Genomic DNA, 19,559 nt, shown 5'->3' with positions numbered 1-19,559 from the left:
GTCGCGGCCGCGACCGCCGCACCGCACTGACTCGCACCTGACACGAACGGGAGCACTGACCATGTCGGACACCACCCCCGCCACCTGGCCGCTGACCGCCGCCCAGGCGGGCGTCTGGTTCGGCCAGCAACTGGACCCCGCCAACCCGGCGAACCAGGTCGCCGAGTGCGTGGAGATCCACGGTCCGGTCGACGCCGCCCTGTTCGAGAAGGCGGTGCGTCAGATGGCGGCGGAGGCCGAAGCCCTGCGGATGCGGTACCGCGTAGAGGCCGGGGTGGTGTGCCAGTTCACCGCCTCCGACGAGGGCGTCCTGCTCCACGTCCAGGACGTCAGCGGCGAGAGCGACCCCGAGGCGGCCGTCGAGCGGTGGATCCGCGCCGACCTCGCCCGTCCGGTCGACCTGGCCGAGGACCCGACCACGGCGCTGGCCCTGTTCCCCGCAGGACCGGACCGCTTCTTCTGGTACCAGCGCGCCCACCACATCGCCTGCGACGGCTACGCCGGCTCGCTCGCCTCCGCCCGTGTGGCCGAGATCTACTCCGCCCTCGCCGCGGGCAGCGACGACCTCGGTACCCCGCTGCCCACCTTCCGCTCCCTGCTCGACGAGGACCTCGACTACCGCGCCTCGGACCGGTTCGAGGCCGACCGCGCCTACTGGGCCGAACGCCTCGCCGACCGCCCCGAGCCGGTCACCCTCGCCGGGCGCCACGCCCCCGCGGGCCATCACCACGTGCGCCACGAGCGCCCGCTCGCCCTCGAGCACGCCGAGCGCCTGCGCGCAGCCGCCCGCCGCCTCGGAACCGGCCTGCCCGTGCTCGCCGCCGCGGCGGCCGCCCTCCACCTCGCCAGGCTCACCGGCGCCGAGGAGGTTGTCCTCGGCCTTCCCGTCACCGGCCGCGCGACGGCACTGCAGCGCCGCTCGGTGGCGATGACGGCCAACGTCCTGCCGATCCGGCTCTCCCCGCGCCCCGAACTGAGCGTGCGTGAGTTCGTCCGCCAGACCTCGAAGTCGATGCGCGAGGCACTGCGCCACCAGCTGTTCCGCTACGAGGACATGCGCCGCGAGCTCGGTGTCCCCGTGAGCGGCGCGCTGGTCGGGCCGAGCGTGAACGTCATGTCCTTCGACCGCGACGACATGACCTTCGCCGGGCACCGAGCCACCTTCCTCAACCTCGGCAACGGGCTGGTCGAAGACCTGGCCTTCGTCCTCTACGACCACCGAGCGGGCGCGGGCGGCAGGCTGGTCGTCAACGGCAACCCGGCCCTGTACAAGGCCGAGCAGCTGCCCGGCCACGCCGACACCTTCCTGCGGGTCCTCGACGCCTTCGCCGACCAGGCGCCGGAGACACTGCTCGGCCGCATCGGGCTCGCGGCGGACGCCGACACGCAGGCCGCGCTGACGCTGGGCACCGGCCCGCGCGTCGAGCGGCCGCGCACCACCCTCACCGCCGCCTTCGAGGAGCGCGCCGCCCGCACGCCCGGGGCGACCGCCCTGGTCTGCCGCGACGAGGCAGTCGACTACGCGTCCCTCAACGCCCGCGCCAACCGGCTCGCCCGCCTGCTCGTCGAGCGCGGCGTCGGTGCCGAGACCCTGGTCGCCCTGGCGCTGCCCCGCTCCCCCGAGCTGGTCGTGGCGCTGCTGGCGGTGCTGAAGGCCGGCGCCGCCTACCTGCCCGTGGACCCGACCTGGCCCGCCGAACGCGTCCGCTTCATGCTCGGCGACGCCCGCCCCGTCCTCGCCCTGACCGTCGCCGAGACGGCCTCCGTCCTCACGGACACCGACGTCACGGCACTGGCGCTGGACGCGCCCTCCGTCGTGGCCGATGTGGCGGGACGTCAGGCCGTCGATCTCATCGACGCCGAGCGCCGCACGCCGCTGCGCCCCGAGCACCCCGCCTACGTCATCTACACCTCCGGCTCGACCGGCCGCCCCAAGGGCGTCGTGGGTGTCCACGCGGCCGAGATCAACCACCTGGCCGCCATCGCCGCCCGCGACCCCTACCGGACCGGCCGCCCGGCGCTCGCCAAGAGCTCGATGAGCTTCGTCGACGGCTCCACCGAGATCCTCGGCTCGCTGCTGCACGGCGAGGGCCTCGTCCTCGCCGACAGCGACCAGGCCAAGGACCCCGTCGCCCTCGTCGCGCTGATCGAGCACCACGGCGTCGGCCGCATCATGCTCGTCCCGAGCCTGCTCGCTGCCCTGCTCGACATCGCCGGCCCGGAGCGGCTGGCCACCTGCGAGCTGTGGGTGACCACCGGCGAGACCATCCCCGCCTACCTCGCCGCCCGCTTCGCCGAGGCGCTGCCGCACGCGCGCCTCACCAACTACTACGGCGCCTCCGAGATCAGCGGCGACGCCGTCACCGGCGACGTCAACGGCGAGCGGCAGCCCATCGGCCTGCCGCTGGACAACATCGACGCCCACATCCTCGACGCCGCCCTGCGCCCCGTCCCGGCCGGCGCCACCGGTGAGCTCTACGTCGGCGGCGACGCCCTCTCCCGCGGCTACCTGCGCCGCCCGGCCCTGACCGCCGAGCGCTTCGTCGCCGATCCGTTCGGTGCCCCAGGCGCCCGCCTGTACCGCACCGGCGACCTGGCCCGCTGGACGGCCGAGGGCGCCCTCGAGCTGCTGGGCCGCGCGGACGCGCAGGTCAAGGTGCGCGGCCAGCGCGTCGAGCTCGGCGAGGTCGAGGCCGCGCTCTGCGCCCACCCGGGCGTGCGGCGGGCCACCGCCGTCGTCCGCGAGGACCGCGCGGACGACCCCCGCCTGGTCGGCTACGTCGTGTACGAGGACGGAGCACAAGTCACGCCGGAGGAGATCCGCGCCCACCTCGCCGCGACCCTCATCGATGTCATGGTGCCCAGCGCCGTCCTCGCGCTGGACGCACTGCCGCTGACCCCGAACGGCAAGATCGACCGACTGGCCCTGCCCGCACCCGAGTTCACCGCCACGACCGGCTACCGCGCGCCCTCGACGCCGCGCGAGAAGGTTCTGAGCGAGGTCTTCGAGCAGGTCCTCGGCGTCGACCGCGTCGGCGTGGACGACAGCTTCTTCGCCCTGGGCGGCCACTCGCTGCTCGCCGTCTCTCTGGTGGAGCGGTTGCGCTCGCACGGACTCGGCGTTGACGTGCGAGCGCTGTTCGGCGCGCCCACCGTCGCCGGGCTGGCGACCGTTGCCACGGGCGTCGTCGGCGGTGAGGAAGACGACTTCGCCGTCCCGCCGAACCTCATCCCCGCCGACGCGAAGCGCGTCACGCCCGAGATGCTGCCGCTGGTGTCGCTGACGCAGGACCAGATCGACCGGATCGCCGAAGCGGTCCCGGGCGGCGCCGCCAACATCGCGGACATCTACCCGCTGGCACCCCTCCAGGAGGGCATCCTCTTCCACCACCTGACGGCCGCCGAGGGCCGCGACGTCTACGTCCTGCCCGTGGTGCTCGCCTTCGACGGTCGCGAGCGGCTCGACGGCTTCCTCACCGCGCTGCGGTCCGTCGTCGACCGCCACGACGTACTGCGCACCGCCGTGCTGTGGGAGGGCCTGCCCGAGCCGGTCCAGGTCGTCGTACGCCACGTCACCGTCCCGGTCGAGGAGGTCGACTTCACGGCGGTCCCGGCTGCCGACGGCGCCGCGGTGCACCCGCTCCTCGCCGCCTGCCCGACGACCATGGACCTCGGCAGCGCCCCGCTGCTACGCGGCCACGTCGCAGCCGAGCCCGGCACCGACCGATGGCTGCTGCTGCTCCAGCAGCACCACCTCGTCGTCGACAACACCGCCCTGGCCGTGCTCCTCGCCGAGGTCCAGGCGCGCCTCGCGGGCGAGGCGGACCGCCTGCCGCCGCCCGCGCCCTACCGGGACTTCGTCGCTCAGACCCGCCTGGGCTGCCAGGACGCGGACCACGAACGCTACTTCGCCGGGCTGCTCGGCGACGTGGCCGAGCCCACCGCGCCGTTCGGCGTGCTGGACGTGCGCGGGGATGCGGGCGGCCACGCCGAGGCGACGTTCCTCGTCGAGGCCAGGGAGGCCGAGCGACTGCGCTCCCTGGCGAGCCGCCACGGTGTCAGCGCCGCCGCGCTGTTCCACCTCGCCTGGGCCCGGGTCGTCGCGGCCACCTCGAACCAGGACGACGTCGTCTTCGGCACCGTCCTCTTCGGCCGCGCGGCCGGTGGCGGCGACGTTCCGGGGCTCTTCATCAACACCCTGCCCGTCCGCCAGGCCACCGGCGCCGTGGCCGTGGCCGACGCCCTGCGGGAGATGCAGACCCAGCTCGCCGCCCTGCTGGCCCACGAGTGTGCGCCGCTGTCGCTGGTCCAGCGGACCTCCGCCGTCGAGGGCACCGCGCCTCTCTTCACCGCGCTGCTCAACTACCGCCGCGTACAGGGCTTCGCCCTGCGCGCGGGCACGGTCGAGGCGTTGCCCGGTGTCGAGCTGGTCCACCTGGAGGACCGCACCAACTACCCGCTCGCGCTGACCGTCGACGACCGCGTCGACGCGTTCACCTGCTCCGTCCAGGCCGTCGCGCCGATCGATGGGGCGGCCGTCGCAGCCCTGGTCGAACAGACGCTCGCCTCGCTGGCCGACGCGCTCGACCACGCCCCGCGGACCGCCGTCGGCGACCTCGACGTGCTCGGCTCGGAGGAGCGGCAGGGCCTGCTGACGCAGGGCAGTGCAGGCGGTCCGGTCGCGCCCGCGCTGTTGCCGGAGCTGGTCGCCGCGCAGGCGGCGCGCACGCCGGAGGCGACCGCGCTGGTCGTCGGCGACGCCGCGATCTCCTACGGCGAGCTGGAGGCCCGCGCCAACCGCCTCGCCCGGCTGCTCGTGCAGCGCGGCGTCGGCCCCGAGGAGCGTGTCGCCGTCGTGCTGCCGCGCACCGCGGAACTGCTGGTCGCCCTGCTGGCCGTGGTGAAGGCCGGCGGCGCGTACGTGCCGGTCGACCCCGAATACCCCACCGACCGCATCGGCTACGTCCTCGACGACGCGGCACCCGTTCTCGTCCTCGCCTGCGCCGAGACCGCCGAGCGGCTCGGCCACCGGGCCCCGGCGCGCGTACTGCTGCTGGACGGCGACCCGGCCCGCGACCACGCGGACGCCCCCGTCACGGACGCCGACCGTCGTGCGCCGCTGCGTCCCGCGCACCCCGCCTATGTGATCTACACCTCCGGCTCCACCGGCCGCCCCAAGGGCGTCTCGGTGCCCCACGCGAGCCTGGCCAACTTCCTGGCCGACATGGCGCTGCGCTTCCCGCTCACGGAGGCGGACCGCTGGACGGCGGTCACGACGATCTCCTTCGACATCGCCGCGTTGGAGCTCTACCTGCCGCTGGTCAGCGGCGCCGTGGTCGACCTCGCTCCGCGCGACGTGGTCGTGGACCCGGCCGCGCTCATCGCGCTGCTCTCCCGCACGGGCACGACCGTCATGCAGGCCACGCCCTCCCTGTGGCAGGCCCTGGCCGAGCACGCCCGTGAGACCGGCGCCGCGCTGCCCGCACTGCGCGTCCTGGTCGGCGGCGAGGCCCTGCCCGGCCCGCTCGCCGCCTCCCTCACCGCCGCCGGCGAGGTCACCAACCTCTACGGCCCGACCGAGACCACCATCTGGTCCACCTCCCAGCGCGTGGATCCGGCGGACGGGGCTTCCACCCCGCGGATCGGCGTGCCGATCGCCAACACCCGCGTCCACGTGCTGGACCGCCGCCTCCGCCCGGTCCCGGCCGGGGTCATCGGCGACCTGTACATCGCGGGCGACGGCCTCGCCCGCGGTTACCTCGGGCGCCCCGCGTTGACGGCGGAGCGTTTCGTCGCCGATCCGAACAGCTCCCGTGGCGAACGCATGTACCGCACCGGCGACCTCGCGCGCTGGGACGCGGCGGGTGAGCTGGTCTTCGTCGGCCGTGCCGACACCCAGGTGAAGGTGCGCGGCCACCGCATCGAACTCGGCGAGATCGAGGCGGCGCTGCTGTGCCACCCGCGCGTCGCGCAGTCCGCGGTGATCGTGCGGGAGGACCAGCCGGGAGATGTGCGCTTGGTGGGCTACGTCGTCCCGGCCGGCGGGGGCCTGGATGTGGCTGAGTTGCTCGCGCGCGTCGCGGCCACGCTGCCCGACTACATGGTCCCGGCCGGGCTGGTCCTGCTGGAGGCGATGCCGCTGACGCCGAACGGCAAGCTGGACCGGCGGGCCCTGCCGGTGCCGCAGTTCGCGCAGAGCGCCGTCGGCCGTGTCGCGCGTACGCCGCGGGAGGAGCTGTTGTGCGCGGTGTTCGCGGAGGTGCTGGGTCGGCCGTCGGTCGGTGTGGACGAGGACTTCTTCGCGCTGGGTGGGCACTCGTTGCTGGCGACGCGGCTGGTGAGCCGGGTGCGGTCGGTGCTGGGGGTGGAGGTGCCGATCCGTGCGGTGTTCGAGGCGCCGACCGTCGCCGGGCTTGCGGCGCGGTTGGGTGAGTCGGGGGAGCGGCGTCCTGCGTTGGTCGCGGGTGTACGGCCGGAGGTTCCTCCGGTGTCGTTCGCGCAGCGGCGGCTGTGGTTCCTCGCGCAGTTGGAGGGCCCGAGTGCGACGTACAACATTCCGATGGCGGTCCGTCTGACCGGCGCGCTGGACGTGGCGGCGCTGGAGGCAGCGCTCGGAGACGTGGTGGAGCGGCACGAGGTGCTGCGCACGGTCTTCCCGTCCGTCGACGGCGAACCGCACCAGCACGTCCTGTCCGCGCAGGAGATCGGCTCGCTGCTGACCGTCCACCCCTACGACGCCGACGCCGTCGCGGCCGCGACGACGCACCGGTTCGACCTGAGCCGTGAACTCCCGGTCCGTAGCTGGCTGTTCGAGCAGGGCGAGTTCGAGCGAGTGCTGGTCGTTGTGGTGCACCACATCGCCGGTGACGGCTGGTCGTTGGCGCCGCTGGCTCGTGACGTCTCCGTCGCCTATGCAGCCCGCGTGCGCGGCGGCGTCCCGGTGTGGGAGCCGTTGCCGGTGCAGTACGCGGACTACGCGCTGTGGCAGCGTGCGCTGCTGGGTGAGGAGTCCGACCAGGGCAGTGTGCTGGCGCGGCAAATGGAGTACTGGCGCGGCACCCTGGCCGAACTGCCGGAGGAGCTGGCGCTCCCGGTGGACCGGGCGCGTCCGGCGGTGGCGAGCTATGAGGGCGGGACGGTGGAGTTCTCCGTCCCGGCGGAGCTCGACGCCCGGTTGCGGGAGGTGGCGCGCGCCGAGGGTGTGACGCCGTTCATGGTGCTGCAGGCGGCGCTCGCGGTGCTGCTGTCGCGCCTGGGCGCGGGGCAGGACATCCCGATCGGCACGCCGGTCGCGGGGCGTACGGACGAGGCGCTGGACGAGCTGGTCGGGTTCTTCGTCAACACGCTCGTGCTGCGCACGGACCTGTCCGGCGACCCGACCTTCACGGAGTTGCTGACCCGTGTCCGTGAAAGGAGCCTGGGCGCGTTCGCGCACCAGGACGTGCCGTTCGAGCGGCTGGTGGAGGAGCTGGCGCCGTCGCGGTCGATGGCCCGGCACCCCCTGTTCCAGGTCATGCTTTCCGTGCAGAACAACGCCGCCGCCGTGCTGGACCTGCTGGGCGTGGACGCCCAGGTGATGGCTGCCGGGGAGCTCGCGGCCAAGTTCGACCTCGCCTTCACCCTGGAGGAGCAACCCGGCACCGACGGACTGCGCGGCCAACTCACCTTCGCCACGGCCCTCTTCGACACCGACACCGCCTCCGCCCTCGCCGCCCGGTTCGTGCGAGTCCTGGCGTCCCTGCTCGCCGACCCGGCGCAGCCCGTGGCCCAGGCCGAGATCCTCGACGCCGCCGAGCGCCACCGCATCTCCGTCGAGTGGAACGACACCGCCGTCGACCTGCCCGCCGCCACACTCCCGGAGCTGTTCGCCGCCCAGGCGGCGCGGACCCCGGACGCGACGGCCCTTGCCTTCGGCGACGAGAGCCTCAGCTACGCCGAACTCGACGCGCGCGCCGAGCGGTTGGCGCGGCTGCTGGTCACGCGGGGCGCGGGTCCGGAGCGCACCGTCGCGCTCGTGCTGGAGCGCTCCGTCGAGATGGTCCTCGCGCTGCTGGCGACGGTGAAGGCCGGCGCGGCCTACCTACCGGTGGACCCGGAGTACCCGGCCGACCGCATCACCGTCGTGCTCGCGGACGGTAACCCGGCGCTCGTGCTGGCTACCCAGGCGACCGCCGCCGTCGCGCACGCGGCCGGCGCCGATCCGCTGCTGCTCGACGCCGAGGAGACCCTCGCGGAGCAGGCCGACACCAACGCTGCTCTCGAGGTCGCGCTGCGACCCGAGCACCCCGCCTACGTCATCTTCACCTCCGGCTCGACCGGCCGCCCCAAGGGCGTCGCGGTCCCGCACGCCGGCATCGTCAACCGTCTCGCCTGGATGCAGCACGCCTACGGCCTGACCGCCGAGGACCGGGTCCTCCAGAAGACGCCGTTCGGCTTCGACGTGTCCGTGTGGGAGTTCTTCTGGCCGCTGCTGGAGGGCGCCACGCTCGTCCTGGCCAAGCCCGGCGGTCACCGCGACCCGGCCTACCTGGCCGAGCTGATCCGCCGCGAGCGGATCACCGTCACGCACTTCGTGCCGTCGATGCTCCAGGCCTTCGTGCAGGAGCCGGCTGCCGCCGAGTGTACGGACCTGCGCGCCGTCATGTGCTCCGGCGAGGCGCTGCCGGCCGACCTCCGCGACCGGTTCTTCGCCGTGCTGCCGCAGGTTCCGCTGCACAACCTCTACGGTCCCACCGAGGCATCCGTCGACGTCACCGCCTGGGCCTGCACTCCCGCCGACACCGGCACGAGCGTGCCGATCGGGCGACCGGTCTGGAACACCCGTGTCCAGGTGCTCGACGCCGCGCTGCGGCCCGTGCCGGTCGGCGTCGCGGGAGAGCTCTACCTCGCGGGCGACCAGCTCGCCCGTGGTTACCTCGGGCGCCCCGCGTTGACGGCGGAGCGTTTCGTCGCCGATCCGAACAGCTCCCGTGGCGAGCGCATGTACCGCACCGGCGACCTGGCCCGGTGGAACGCCGACGGCGCCCTGGAGTACCTCGGCCGCACCGACGACCAGGTCAAGCTGCGCGGGTTCCGCATCGAGCTCGGCGAGATCGAGGCGTGTCTCGCCGCGCACCCTGCGGTCGCGACCGCCGCGGTGATCGTGCGCGAGGACCAGCCCGGCGACCACCGCCTGGTGGGCTACGTCGTCCCGGCCGGCGGGGGCCTGGATGTGGCTGAGTTGCTCGCGCGCGTCGCGGCCACGCTGCCCGACTACATGGTCCCGGCCGGGCTGGTCCTGCTGGAGGCGATGCCGCTGACGCCGAACGGCAAGCTGGACCGGCGGGCCCTGCCGGTGCCGCAGTTCGCGCAGAGCGCCGTCGGCCGTGTCGCGCGTACGCCGCGGGAGGAGCTGTTGTGCGCGGTGTTCGCGGAGGTGCTGGGTCGGCCGTCGGTCGGTGTGGACGAGGACTTCTTCGCGCTGGGTGGGCACTCGTTGCTGGCGACGCGGCTGGTGAGCCGGGTGCGGTCGGTGCTGGGGGTGGAGGTGCCGATCCGTGCGGTGTTCGAGGCGCCGACCGTCGCCGGGCTTGCGGCGCGGTTGGGTGAGTCGGGGGAGCGGCGTCCTGCGTTGGTCGCGGGTGTACGGCCGGAGGTTCCTCCGGTGTCGTTCGCGCAGCGGCGGCTGTGGTTCCTCGCGCAGTTGGAGGGCCCGAGTGCGACGTACAACATTCCGATGGCGGTCCGTCTGACCGGCGCGCTGGACGTGGCGGCGCTGGAGGCAGCGCTCGGGGACGTGGTGGAGCGGCACGAGGTGCTGCGCACGGTCTTCCCGTCCGTGGACGGCGAACCGCACCAGCACGTCCTGTCCGCGCAGGAGATCGGCTCGCTGCTGACCGTCCACCCCTACGACGCCGACGCCGTCGCGGCCGCGACGACGCACCGGTTCGACCTGAGCCGTGAACTCCCGGTCCGTAGCTGGCTGTTCGAGCAGGGCGAGTTCGAGCGAGTGCTCGTCGTGGTGGTGCATCACATCGCCGGTGACGGCTGGTCGTTGGCGCCGCTGGCTCGTGACGTCTCCGTCGCCTATGCAGCCCGCGTGCGCGGCGGCGTCCCGGTGTGGGAGCCGTTGCCGGTGCAGTACGCGGACTACGCGCTGTGGCAGCGCGAGTTGCTGGGCTCGGTCGAGGACGGGGGCAGCCTGCTGGCTGAGCAGTTGGGTTACTGGCGCGAGGCGCTGGCCGAGCTGCCGGAGGAGCTGGCGCTGCCCACCGACCGGCCGCGTCCGGCCGTCGCGAGCCACGCGGGCGGAACCGTCGCCTTCGCCGTGCCCGCCGACGAGCACGCGCGCCTGCTGGAACTCGCCCGCGCCGAGGGTGTGACGCCGTTCATGGTGCTGCAGGCGGCGCTCGCGGTGCTACTGTCGCGCCTGGGTGCGGGCACGGACATTCCGATCGGCACGCCGATCGCGGGCCGCACCGACGACGCGCTCGAGGAGCTGGTCGGGTTCTTCGTCAACACGCTCGTGCTGCGCACGGACCTGTCCGGTGATCCGACCTTCACGGAGTTGCTGACCCGTGTCCGTGAAAGGAGCCTGGGCGCTTTCGCGCACCAAGACGTGCCGTTCGAGCGGCTGGTGGAGGAGCTGGCGCCGGCGCGGTCGATGGCCCGGCACCCGCTCTTCCAGGTCATGCTGGCGGTGCAGAACAATGCCGCCGCGCTGCTGGAGCTGCCGGGCCTGGACGCCGAGGTGGTCGGGGCCGGGGAGCTGGCGGCCAAGTTCGATCTCGCCTTCACCCTGGAGGAGCGGCCGGCCACCGACGGGCTGCGCGGCCACCTCACCTTCGCCACCGACCTCTTCGACCGGCGCACCGCGGAGGAGCTCGCCAACCGGTTCGTGCGAGTCCTGGCGGCCCTGCTCGCCGACCCGGCGCAGTCCGTGGCCCACGCCGAGATCCTCGACGCCACCGAGCGCCACCGCATCCTGAGCGACTGGAACGACACCGCCACCGACCTCCCCACCGCCACACTCCCGGAGCTGTTCGCCGCCCAGGTCGCGCGGACGCCCGACGCCGTGGCGGTCGTCGGCCCGGACGGCGTCGAGCTCACCTACGCCGCGCTCGACGCCCGCGCCGAGCGGCTCGCACGACGCCTAGCCGCCGAGGGCGTGGGCCCGGAGCGTGGCGTGGCGGTCCTGATGGAGCGTTCCACCGAGCTGACCGTCGCCCTGGTGGCGATCGTCAAGGCGGGCGGCTTCTACGTCCCGCTGGACGCCCGCTACCCACTCGCCCACCGCGAGGCGATCACGGCGGAGACCCGCGTCGGCGTCGTCCTGACCGACGAGCCGCTGCGCGCGCAGGCGGACGACCTGGGCCTCACGGTCCTGACCGTCGACTCCGACACCGGTGACGAGGGCAGCCCCACTGCCGTCGCCCGCGACCCGCGTCAGCTCGTCTACGTGATGTACACCTCCGGCTCGACCGGCCGCCCCAAGGGCGTCGCGGTCACCCACCGCGACGTCATCGCGCTCTCCTCCGACCGGCGCTTCGCCGGGCCGGACCTGGGCGCGGTGCTGATGCACTCGCCGCACTCCTTCGACGCGTCGACGTTCGAGCTGTGGACGCCGCTGCTGACCGGACGCCGCGTGGTCGTGGCGCCGGCGGAGGACCTGACGGCGCAGTCGCTCGCGCGGCTCGTCGCCGAGCACGGCGTGACCTGGCTCTTCCTCACCATCGGCCTGTTCGGCCTGTTCGCCGAGGAGGACGCGGCCTGCTTCGCCGGGCTGCGCCAGGTGTGGACGGGCGGTGACGTGGTGTCGCCGACGCTGGTCGCCCGGGTCCGGGCGGCCTGCCCGCGGACCGTGGTCGCCAACGTCTACGGCCCGACGGAGACCACCACGTTCGCCACCGCCGAGCCGGTGCGCGGCACGGACGCCGCGCTGCCGATCGGCGGCCCGATGGACAACATGCGCGCCTACGTCCTCGACGACCACCTGCGGCCCGTCCCGGTGGGCTGCGTGGGTGAGCTGTACCTCGCGGGCGCGGGCCTGTCGCGCGGTTACTTCGACCGCCCGGCGCTGACCGCGGAGCGCTTCGTCGCCGACCCCTACAGCACCCAGGGCGACCGCATGTACCGCACGGGTGACCTGGCCCGCTGGAACCGCCGCGGTTCGCTGGAGTACGCGGGCCGCGCCGACCAGCAGATCAAGCTGCGCGGCTTCCGTATCGAGCTGGGCGAGATCGAGGCCGTGCTCGGCGCGCACCCCGCCGTCGGGCAGGTCGCCGTGGTGGTCCGTGAGGACCTGCCGGGCGGCAAGGGCCTGGTCGGCTACGTCGTCCCCGCCGGGGAGGTGACGGCCGAGGAGCTGCGCGGCCACCTCGCCGAGCGGCTGCCGCAGTACATGGTCCCGGCCGCCTTCGTGCTGCTGGACACGCTGCCGCTGACCGTGAACGGCAAGCTGGACCGGCGGGCCCTTACGGCGCCCACCGTCACCGTCACGCCCGGCCGCGCGCCGCGCACGCCGCGCGAGGCGATCCTGTGCGAGCTGTTCGCGCAGGTCCTCGGCCTGCCGCAGGTCGGGATCGACGACGGCTTCTTCGAGCTCGGCGGCCACTCGCTGCTCGCGACCCGCCTGGCCAGCCGGATCCGCACGGCGCTTGACGCCGAACTGCCGATCCGCGTCCTGTTCGAGGCGCCGACCGTCGCCGCCCTCGCCGAGCGTCTGGGCGGCCTGGAGGGCGTGCGGGCGGACCGTCCGGCGCTGACGGCGGGGGAGCGGCCCGAGCACCTGCCGGTCTCCTCCGCGCAGCAGCGGCTGTGGTTCCTCGGCGAGCTGGAGGGGCCGAGCGCCACCTACAACATCCCCCTCGGGCTGCGCCTGACCGGCCCGCTCGACACCGAAATGCTGCACCAGGCGCTGCGCGACGTCGTCGCCCGGCACGAGGTGTTGCGCACCGTCTACCGGTCGCAGGACGGACGGCCGGTGCAGCGAGTGCTGCCGATGGACGAGGTCGGCGCGCTGCTGACCGTCACCCGCACCGAGGGTCACGACGAACAGGCCCTCGCGCGCGCCGCCGCGCACGTCTTCGACCTGCGTCAGGACGTACCGCTGCACGCCTGGCTGTTCGAGGAGGGGGAGGACACCCACACCCTCGTCCTGGTGGTGCACCACATCGCGGGTGACGGCTGGTCGATGGCGCCGCTGGCCCGCGACGCCTCGACGGCCTACGCCGCCCGCCTGCGCGGCGAGGACCCGGTGTGGGAGCCGCTGCCGGTGCAGTATGCCGACTACGCGCTGTGGCAGCATGAGCTGCTGGGCTCGGTCGAGGACGAAGGCAGCCTCTTGGCCGAGCAGTTGGGCTACTGGCGCGAGGCTCTGGCCGAGCTGCCCGAGGAGCTGGCGCTGCCGGCCGACCGGCCGCGTGCGGCCGTGGCCACGCACCGCGGCGGGTCCGTGGCCCTGGACGTCCCGGCCCACCTCCACGAACGCCTGCGCCTGCTCGCCCGCGCCGAGGGTGTGACGCCGTTCATGGTGCTGCAGGCGGCGCTCGCGGTGCTGCTGTCGCGCCTGGGCGCGGGGCAGGACATCCCGATCGGCACGCCGGTCGCGGGGCGTACGGACGAGGCGCTGGACGAGCTGGTCGGGTTCTTCGTCAACACGCTCGTGCTGCGCACGGATCTGTCCGGTGATCCGACCTTCGCCGAGTTGCTCGGCCGTGTCCGCGAGACCAGTTTGGGCGCGTTCGCGCACCAGGACGTGCCGTTCGAGCGGCTCGTGGAGGAGCTGGCCCCGTCGCGGTCGATGGCCCGGCACCCCCTGTTCCAGGTCATGCTGTCCGTGCAGAACAACGCCGAGGCCTCGCTCGACCTGCCCGGCGTGCAGGCCTCCCCGCTCTCCCTGGACGCGGACGCCGCCCGCTTCGACCTGGGCTTCACACTCACCGAGTCCTTCGCCGCGGACGGCGCCCCGGCCGGCCTGGCCGGCACCCTCACCTACGCGGCGGACCTCTTCGACGCCCCGACCGTCGAGACGCTCGCGCAGCGCTTCGTCCGCGTCCTGGAAGCGGTCCTCGCCGCGCCGGACCAGCCGGTGACGCACGCGGAGGTCCTGGCGGACGAGGAGCTCCACCGCATCCTCAACGAGTGGAACGCCACCGGTCGCACCGTCCCCACGACGACCCTGACAGCGCTCTTCGAGGCCCAGGTGGCCCGCACGCCGCAAGCGGTGGCGCTGGCCCACGAGACCACCGAGCTCACCTACGCCGAGACCGGCGCCCGCGCCAACCGCCTCGCCCATCTGCTCGCCGCGCGCGGCGTGCGCCCGGAGGACCGCGTCGCGGTGCTGCTGGAGCGCTCGAACGAGCTGGTCATCAGCCTGCTGGCGGTGCTCAAGGCGGGTGGCGCGTACGTGCCGGTCGACCCGGAGTACCCGGTGGACCGGATCGCGTACATGGTGGCCGACTCGGCACCTCGGGTGCTGCTGACCAGTCGCGCCTGCGTGGAGCGCGCGGGTGACACCACGGATGTCGAGGTCCTGCTGCTGGACGAGCTGTCCACCGACGGCTTCGACGACACCGACCTCGGTGTGGCCATCGAGCCGCAGCACCCGGCGTACGTGATCTACACCTCCGGCTCGACCGGCCGCCCGAAGGGCGTCGTGCTGCCGCACGCCGGTCTCGTCAACTACGTGCTGCGTGCCCAGGAGGCCTACCTCGAAGTCCAGGGCAATACCCTGCTGCACGCCTCCATGTCCTTCGACGCGGGTGTCACCGCCCTCTACGGCGCGCTGACCTCGGGCGGTCGCGTCCGCGTGGCGGCGCTGGACGAGCGTCTCCCGGGCGTCCTGGGCGCGGAGCGGCTCACCTTCCTGAAGGTGACGCCGAGCGGTCTGGCGTACCTGGATGCGATGTCGGACGCGCACGTGCCGACGGGCCGGCTGATGGTCGGTGGCGAGGCCGTACAGGGCGCGCAGCTGGAGCAGTGGCGCAAGGCGCACCCGGGGGTCGCGGTGGTGAACCACTACGGTCCGACGGAGGTGACGGTCGGTTGCACCGACTACCTGGTGGGCGACGACGTCGAGTCGGGCACCGTCGTCCCCATCGGCCGTCCGATGTGGAACACGCAGGCCTACATCCTGGACGCCGGGCTGCGCCCGGTGCCGGCGGGTGTGGCCGGTGAGCTCTACATCGCGGGCGCGCAGCTGGCGCGTGGCTACCTCGGCCGCCCGGCGCTGACGTCCGAGCGGTTCGTCGCCAACCCCTTCGGCGCCTCCGGCACGCGGATGTACCGCACGGGTGACCTGGCGCGCTGGCGTGGGGACGGGAACATCGAGTACCTGGGCCGTACCGACGACCAGGTGAAGATCCGCGGTTACCGCATCGAACTCGGCGAGATCGAAGCCCAGCTGGCCGCCCAGCCCGGCGTGGTGCAGTCCGTCGTGGTTGTCCGTGAGGACGTGCCGGGCGACAAGCGCCTGGTCGGCTACGTCGTCCCCGAGCCCGGATTCGACGCGGCCTCCGTCCGGACCGATCTCGCTGCGGTCCTCCCGGAGTACATGGTCCCGGCGGCGATCGTGGCGCTGGACGTCGTGCCGAGGACGGTCAACGGCAAGCTGGACCGCCGGGCGCTGCCCGCGCCGGACTTCGGGTCCGCCGTCGCGACCGCCTACCGTGCGCCCGCGACGGCGCATGAGGAGGTGTTGTGCGAGGAGTTCGCCCGCGGCCTGGGCGTGGAGCGGGTCGGTGTGGACGACGACTTCTTCGAGCGCGGCGGGCATTCCCTGCTCGCCGTGTCGCTCGTGGAGAAGCTGCGCGCCCGCGGCGTCCCGGTCGATGTGCGCACCCTCTTCACCTCCCCGAGCCCGGCTCGGCTCGCCGCCGCGACCGCAGCCGGTGACGCCTCGGGCGTCGTGGTGCCGCCGAACCTGATCCCGGCCGGCGCCGGGCATCTCACCCCGCAGATGCTGCCGCTGGTCGAGCTGAGCGAGACGGAGATCGACCGCATCGTCTCCGCCTTCCCGGGCGGCGCGGCGAACATCGCCGACGTCTACCCCCTCGCCCCCCTCCAGGAAGGCATCTTCTTCCACCACCTGATGGCTGCCGGCGAGGGCGGACGTGACATGTACGTCGTTCCGGCCCTGCTCACCTTCGACTCGCGCGAGCGCCTCGACGCCTTCCTCGGCGCGCTCCAACAGGTGATCGACCGTCACGACATCCTGCGTACGGGCGTGTTCTGGGACGGCCTGGCCGAGCCGGTGCAGGTCGTCGCGCGCCATGCCCAACTGCCGGTCGAGACCGTCAACTTGTCAGGCCCCGTCGAGCAGGCGATGGGCGAGCTCCAGGGGGCCTGCCCGCCCGTGATGGACCTGACCCGGGCGCCGCTGCTGCGTGCCTTCGTCGCGGCCGAACCCGGCGGCGGGCGCTGGCTGCTGGCGCTCCAGCGCCACCACCTGGTCACCGACCACACGGCGCTGGACATCCTCCTCGGCGAGATCCGGGCCGTGCTGGCGGGGGAGCAGGACCGCCTGCCCGCGCCGCTGCCGTTCCGCGAGTTCGTTGCCCAGGCCCGGCTCGGCGTCTCCCGCGAGGAGCATGAGCGGTTCTTCGCGGGCCTGCTGGGTGACGTGGCCGAACCGTCCGCGCCGTTCGGGCTGCTGGACGTGCGAGGTGACGGCAGCCGGGTCAGTGAGGCGGAGCACGTGCTCGCGCCGGAACTGGCCGCTCGTATCAGGGAGCTGTCGCGGGTGCTGGGGGTGAGCCCGGCGACGCTGTTCCACGTCGCCTTCGCCCGCGTCGTGGCCGCGACCGCCAACCGCGACGACGTGGTGTTCGGCACGCTGCTCTTCGGCCGGATGAACGCGGGCAGCGGCGCCGACCGGGTGCCGGGGCTGTTCATCAACACCCTGCCCGTCCGCCTCGACACCGCCGCCCACACCGTCGCCGACGCGGTCGGCGCGATGCGCGGACAGCTCGCCGACCTCCTCGTCCACGAGCACGCCCCGCTCGCCCTGGCCCAGCGAGCCAGCGGCATCACCGCCCCCGCCCCGCTGTTCACCGCCCTGCTCAACTACCGGCACAGCCAGTTGGTGGACGAGGAGGTCGAGGGCAGCGGCCTGGCCGGCGTCGAGCACGCCGAGCACGGCAAGGACCGCACCAACTACCCGCTCACGGTCGCGGTCGACGACTTCGGCTCGCGACTCCAGCTGTCCGTCCAGGCGCTCGCGCCGATCGACCCCGAGCTGGTCTGCGCGCTCGCGCTCACCACGCTGACGGGCCTGGTCGACGCGCTGGAGACGGCCCCGGAGACGCCCCTCGCCGCCGTTGACGTCCTCGACGAGGACCGTCGCCGGACGGTGCTGCACACCTGGAACGACACGGCGGCCGGCATCTCCGCCGTCAGCCTCACTGACCTGTTCGAGGCCCAGGCGGCCCGCACTCCGGACTCCGTCGCCCTCGTGGCCGACGACATCGCGCTCAGATACGCCGAGCTCAACGGCCGGGCCAACCGCCTCGCCCGCGTGCTCGTCGAGCGCGGCGTGACCCCGGACTCGCTGGTCCCGGTGCTGATGCGGCGCTCGGCCGAGCTGGTGGTCACCCTGCTGGCCGTACTCAAGGCGGGTGGCGCGTTCGTGCCGATCGACGCGCGGGCGCCCGAGTCCCGGATGGCCGTGATCCACGCCGACGCGGGCGGCGGGCTCCTGCTCGCCGACACGCTGACGCGCGAGCACGCCTTCGTGCGCGGCGTCGAGGCGGCCGGCACCGACGTCCTGGTGATCGAGCCCACGGCCGGAACCGGCCCCGGCGACGACACCGACCTGGACGTGCGCAACCTGCCGGACCAGCGCGTCTACGTGATGTACACCTCCGGCTCCACCGGCGTCCCGAAGGGCATCGCCAACACCCACCGCGGTGTGGTCGACCTCGTCTCGGACCGCTGCTGGAGCGAGACCGGCCAGCACCGGGCGCTGTTCCAGGCCCCGCACGCCTTCGACGCGTCCACCTACGAGCTGTGGGTGCCGCTGACCTCGGGCGGCACGGTGGTCGTCGCGCCGGAGGGGCGGACGGACGCCGCGGCGATCCGGTCGCTGAAGGAGCGCCACCAGCTGACCCACCTGCACCTCACGGCCGGCCTCTTCCGGGTGCTGGCCGAGGACGACCCGACCGCGTTCGCGGGCATCCACGAGGTCGGCACCGGCGGCGACATCGTCCCGGCGAGTGCCGTGCGACGCGTTCTGGAGGCCTGCCCCGGCATCGTGGTCCGCAACACCTACGGGCCCACCGAGACCACCCTGTGCACCACGCAGGTCCCGGTGACGGACGTGGAGCAGATCCCGCCGGTGCTGCCCATCGGGCGGCCCATGGACAACAGCCGCGCCTACGTGCTGGACGCGGCGTTGCGGCCGGTGCCGGTCGGCACCGTGGGCGAGCTGTACCTGGCAGGGACGGGGCTGGCCCGCGGCTACCTGGGCCGACCGGCACTGTCCGCGGAGCGCTTCGTGGCCTGCCCGTTCGGTGCCGCAAACGCGGCAGGCGCCTCGGGCGAGCGCATGTACCGTACCGGCGACCTGGTGCGCTGGACGCAGGACGGCCAGCTGGAGTTCGTCGGCCGCGCCGACGACCAGGTGAAGATCCGCGGATTCCGCATCGAACTCGGCGAGGTCGAGGCCGTGCTCGCCGCGCACCCGGCGCTCGCCCACGCGGCCGTCGTCGCCCGCGAGGACCGGCCCGGTGACAAGCGCCTGGTCGCCTACGCCGTCCTCGCCGACCCGGCCGACGCGGCCACCGTCACCGGCGAGGACCTGCGGCGCCACGTGGCCGCCTCGCTGCCGGACTACATGGTTCCCTCGGCGGCGATCCTGCTGGACGCGCTGCCGCTGACCCCCAACAGCAAGCTCGACCGCAAGGCCCTGCCCGCCCCCGAACTCGGCTCGACGGTCGCGCACCGCGCGCCGACCACGCCGCGCGAGGAGCAGCTGTGCGAGGCGTTCGCGCAGGTGCTGGGCGTCGAGGTCGAACGGGTCGGTCTGGACGACGACTTCTTCGAACTCGGCGGTCACTCGCTGCTGGCCACCCGACTGGTCAGCCGGATCCGCACCGCCATGGGCGTCGAACTGCCGCTCCAGGCGCTGTTCGAGACGCCGACCGTCGCCGGCGTCGCCGCGCGGATCGAGAGCCTCACCACCACCAAGAAGAAGGCACGGCCCGCGTTCCGGCCGATGCGCGGGCACAAGGAGTCCTGATGATCCCGGTTTCTTTCGCACAGCAGCGGCTGTGGTTCCTCGGCCAGCTGGAAGGACCCAACGCCACCTACAACATCCCGCTCGGCCTGCGGCTCACCGGCCACCTCGACGCCGACGTGCTCGACGCCGCCCTGCGGGACGTCGTCGGCCGGCACGAGGTGCTGCGCACCGTCTTCCCCGCCGTCGACGGCGAGCCCTGGCAGGACATCCGGCCCGCCGACAGCGTCGGCTCGCTGCTGACCGTCGTCGACGCCACCGGCCTCGACGAGGCGGGGCTGCGCGAGGAGGTCGCCCACGCGTCCCGGCACGCCTTCGACCTGGCCGACGAACTTCCGCTGCGGGC

At 73.6% G+C, this 19,559-nt stretch carries 2 protein-coding genes (1 of these 2 cut by a window edge); both read left to right on the top strand.

The window, feature by feature from the left end:
* Window positions 1-61: 61 nt before the first annotated feature.
* Window positions 62-19,216 (top strand): non-ribosomal peptide synthetase, encoded by a 19,155-nt coding sequence (locus HS99_RS12980; protein WP_063737843.1) that lies wholly within the window; start codon window positions 62-64, stop codon window positions 19,214-19,216.
* Window positions 19,216-19,559 carry the start of a non-ribosomal peptide synthetase gene (locus tag HS99_RS12975; protein WP_050366856.1) on the top strand. It continues 13,228 nt past the right edge of the window, so only the first 344 of its 13,572 coding nucleotides appear in the window; its start codon is at window positions 19,216-19,218; its stop codon lies beyond the right edge, outside the window. Before HS99_RS12980 ends, HS99_RS12975 begins: the two co-directional genes overlap by 1 nt.

This window comes from Kitasatospora aureofaciens, assembly GCF_001188955.3.
Classification (GTDB): Bacteria; Actinomycetota; Actinomycetes; order Streptomycetales; family Streptomycetaceae; genus Kitasatospora; species Kitasatospora aureofaciens.
Note: the sequence above shows the minus strand (reverse complement) of the source record. Positions and strands in the feature narration are given on the sequence as shown.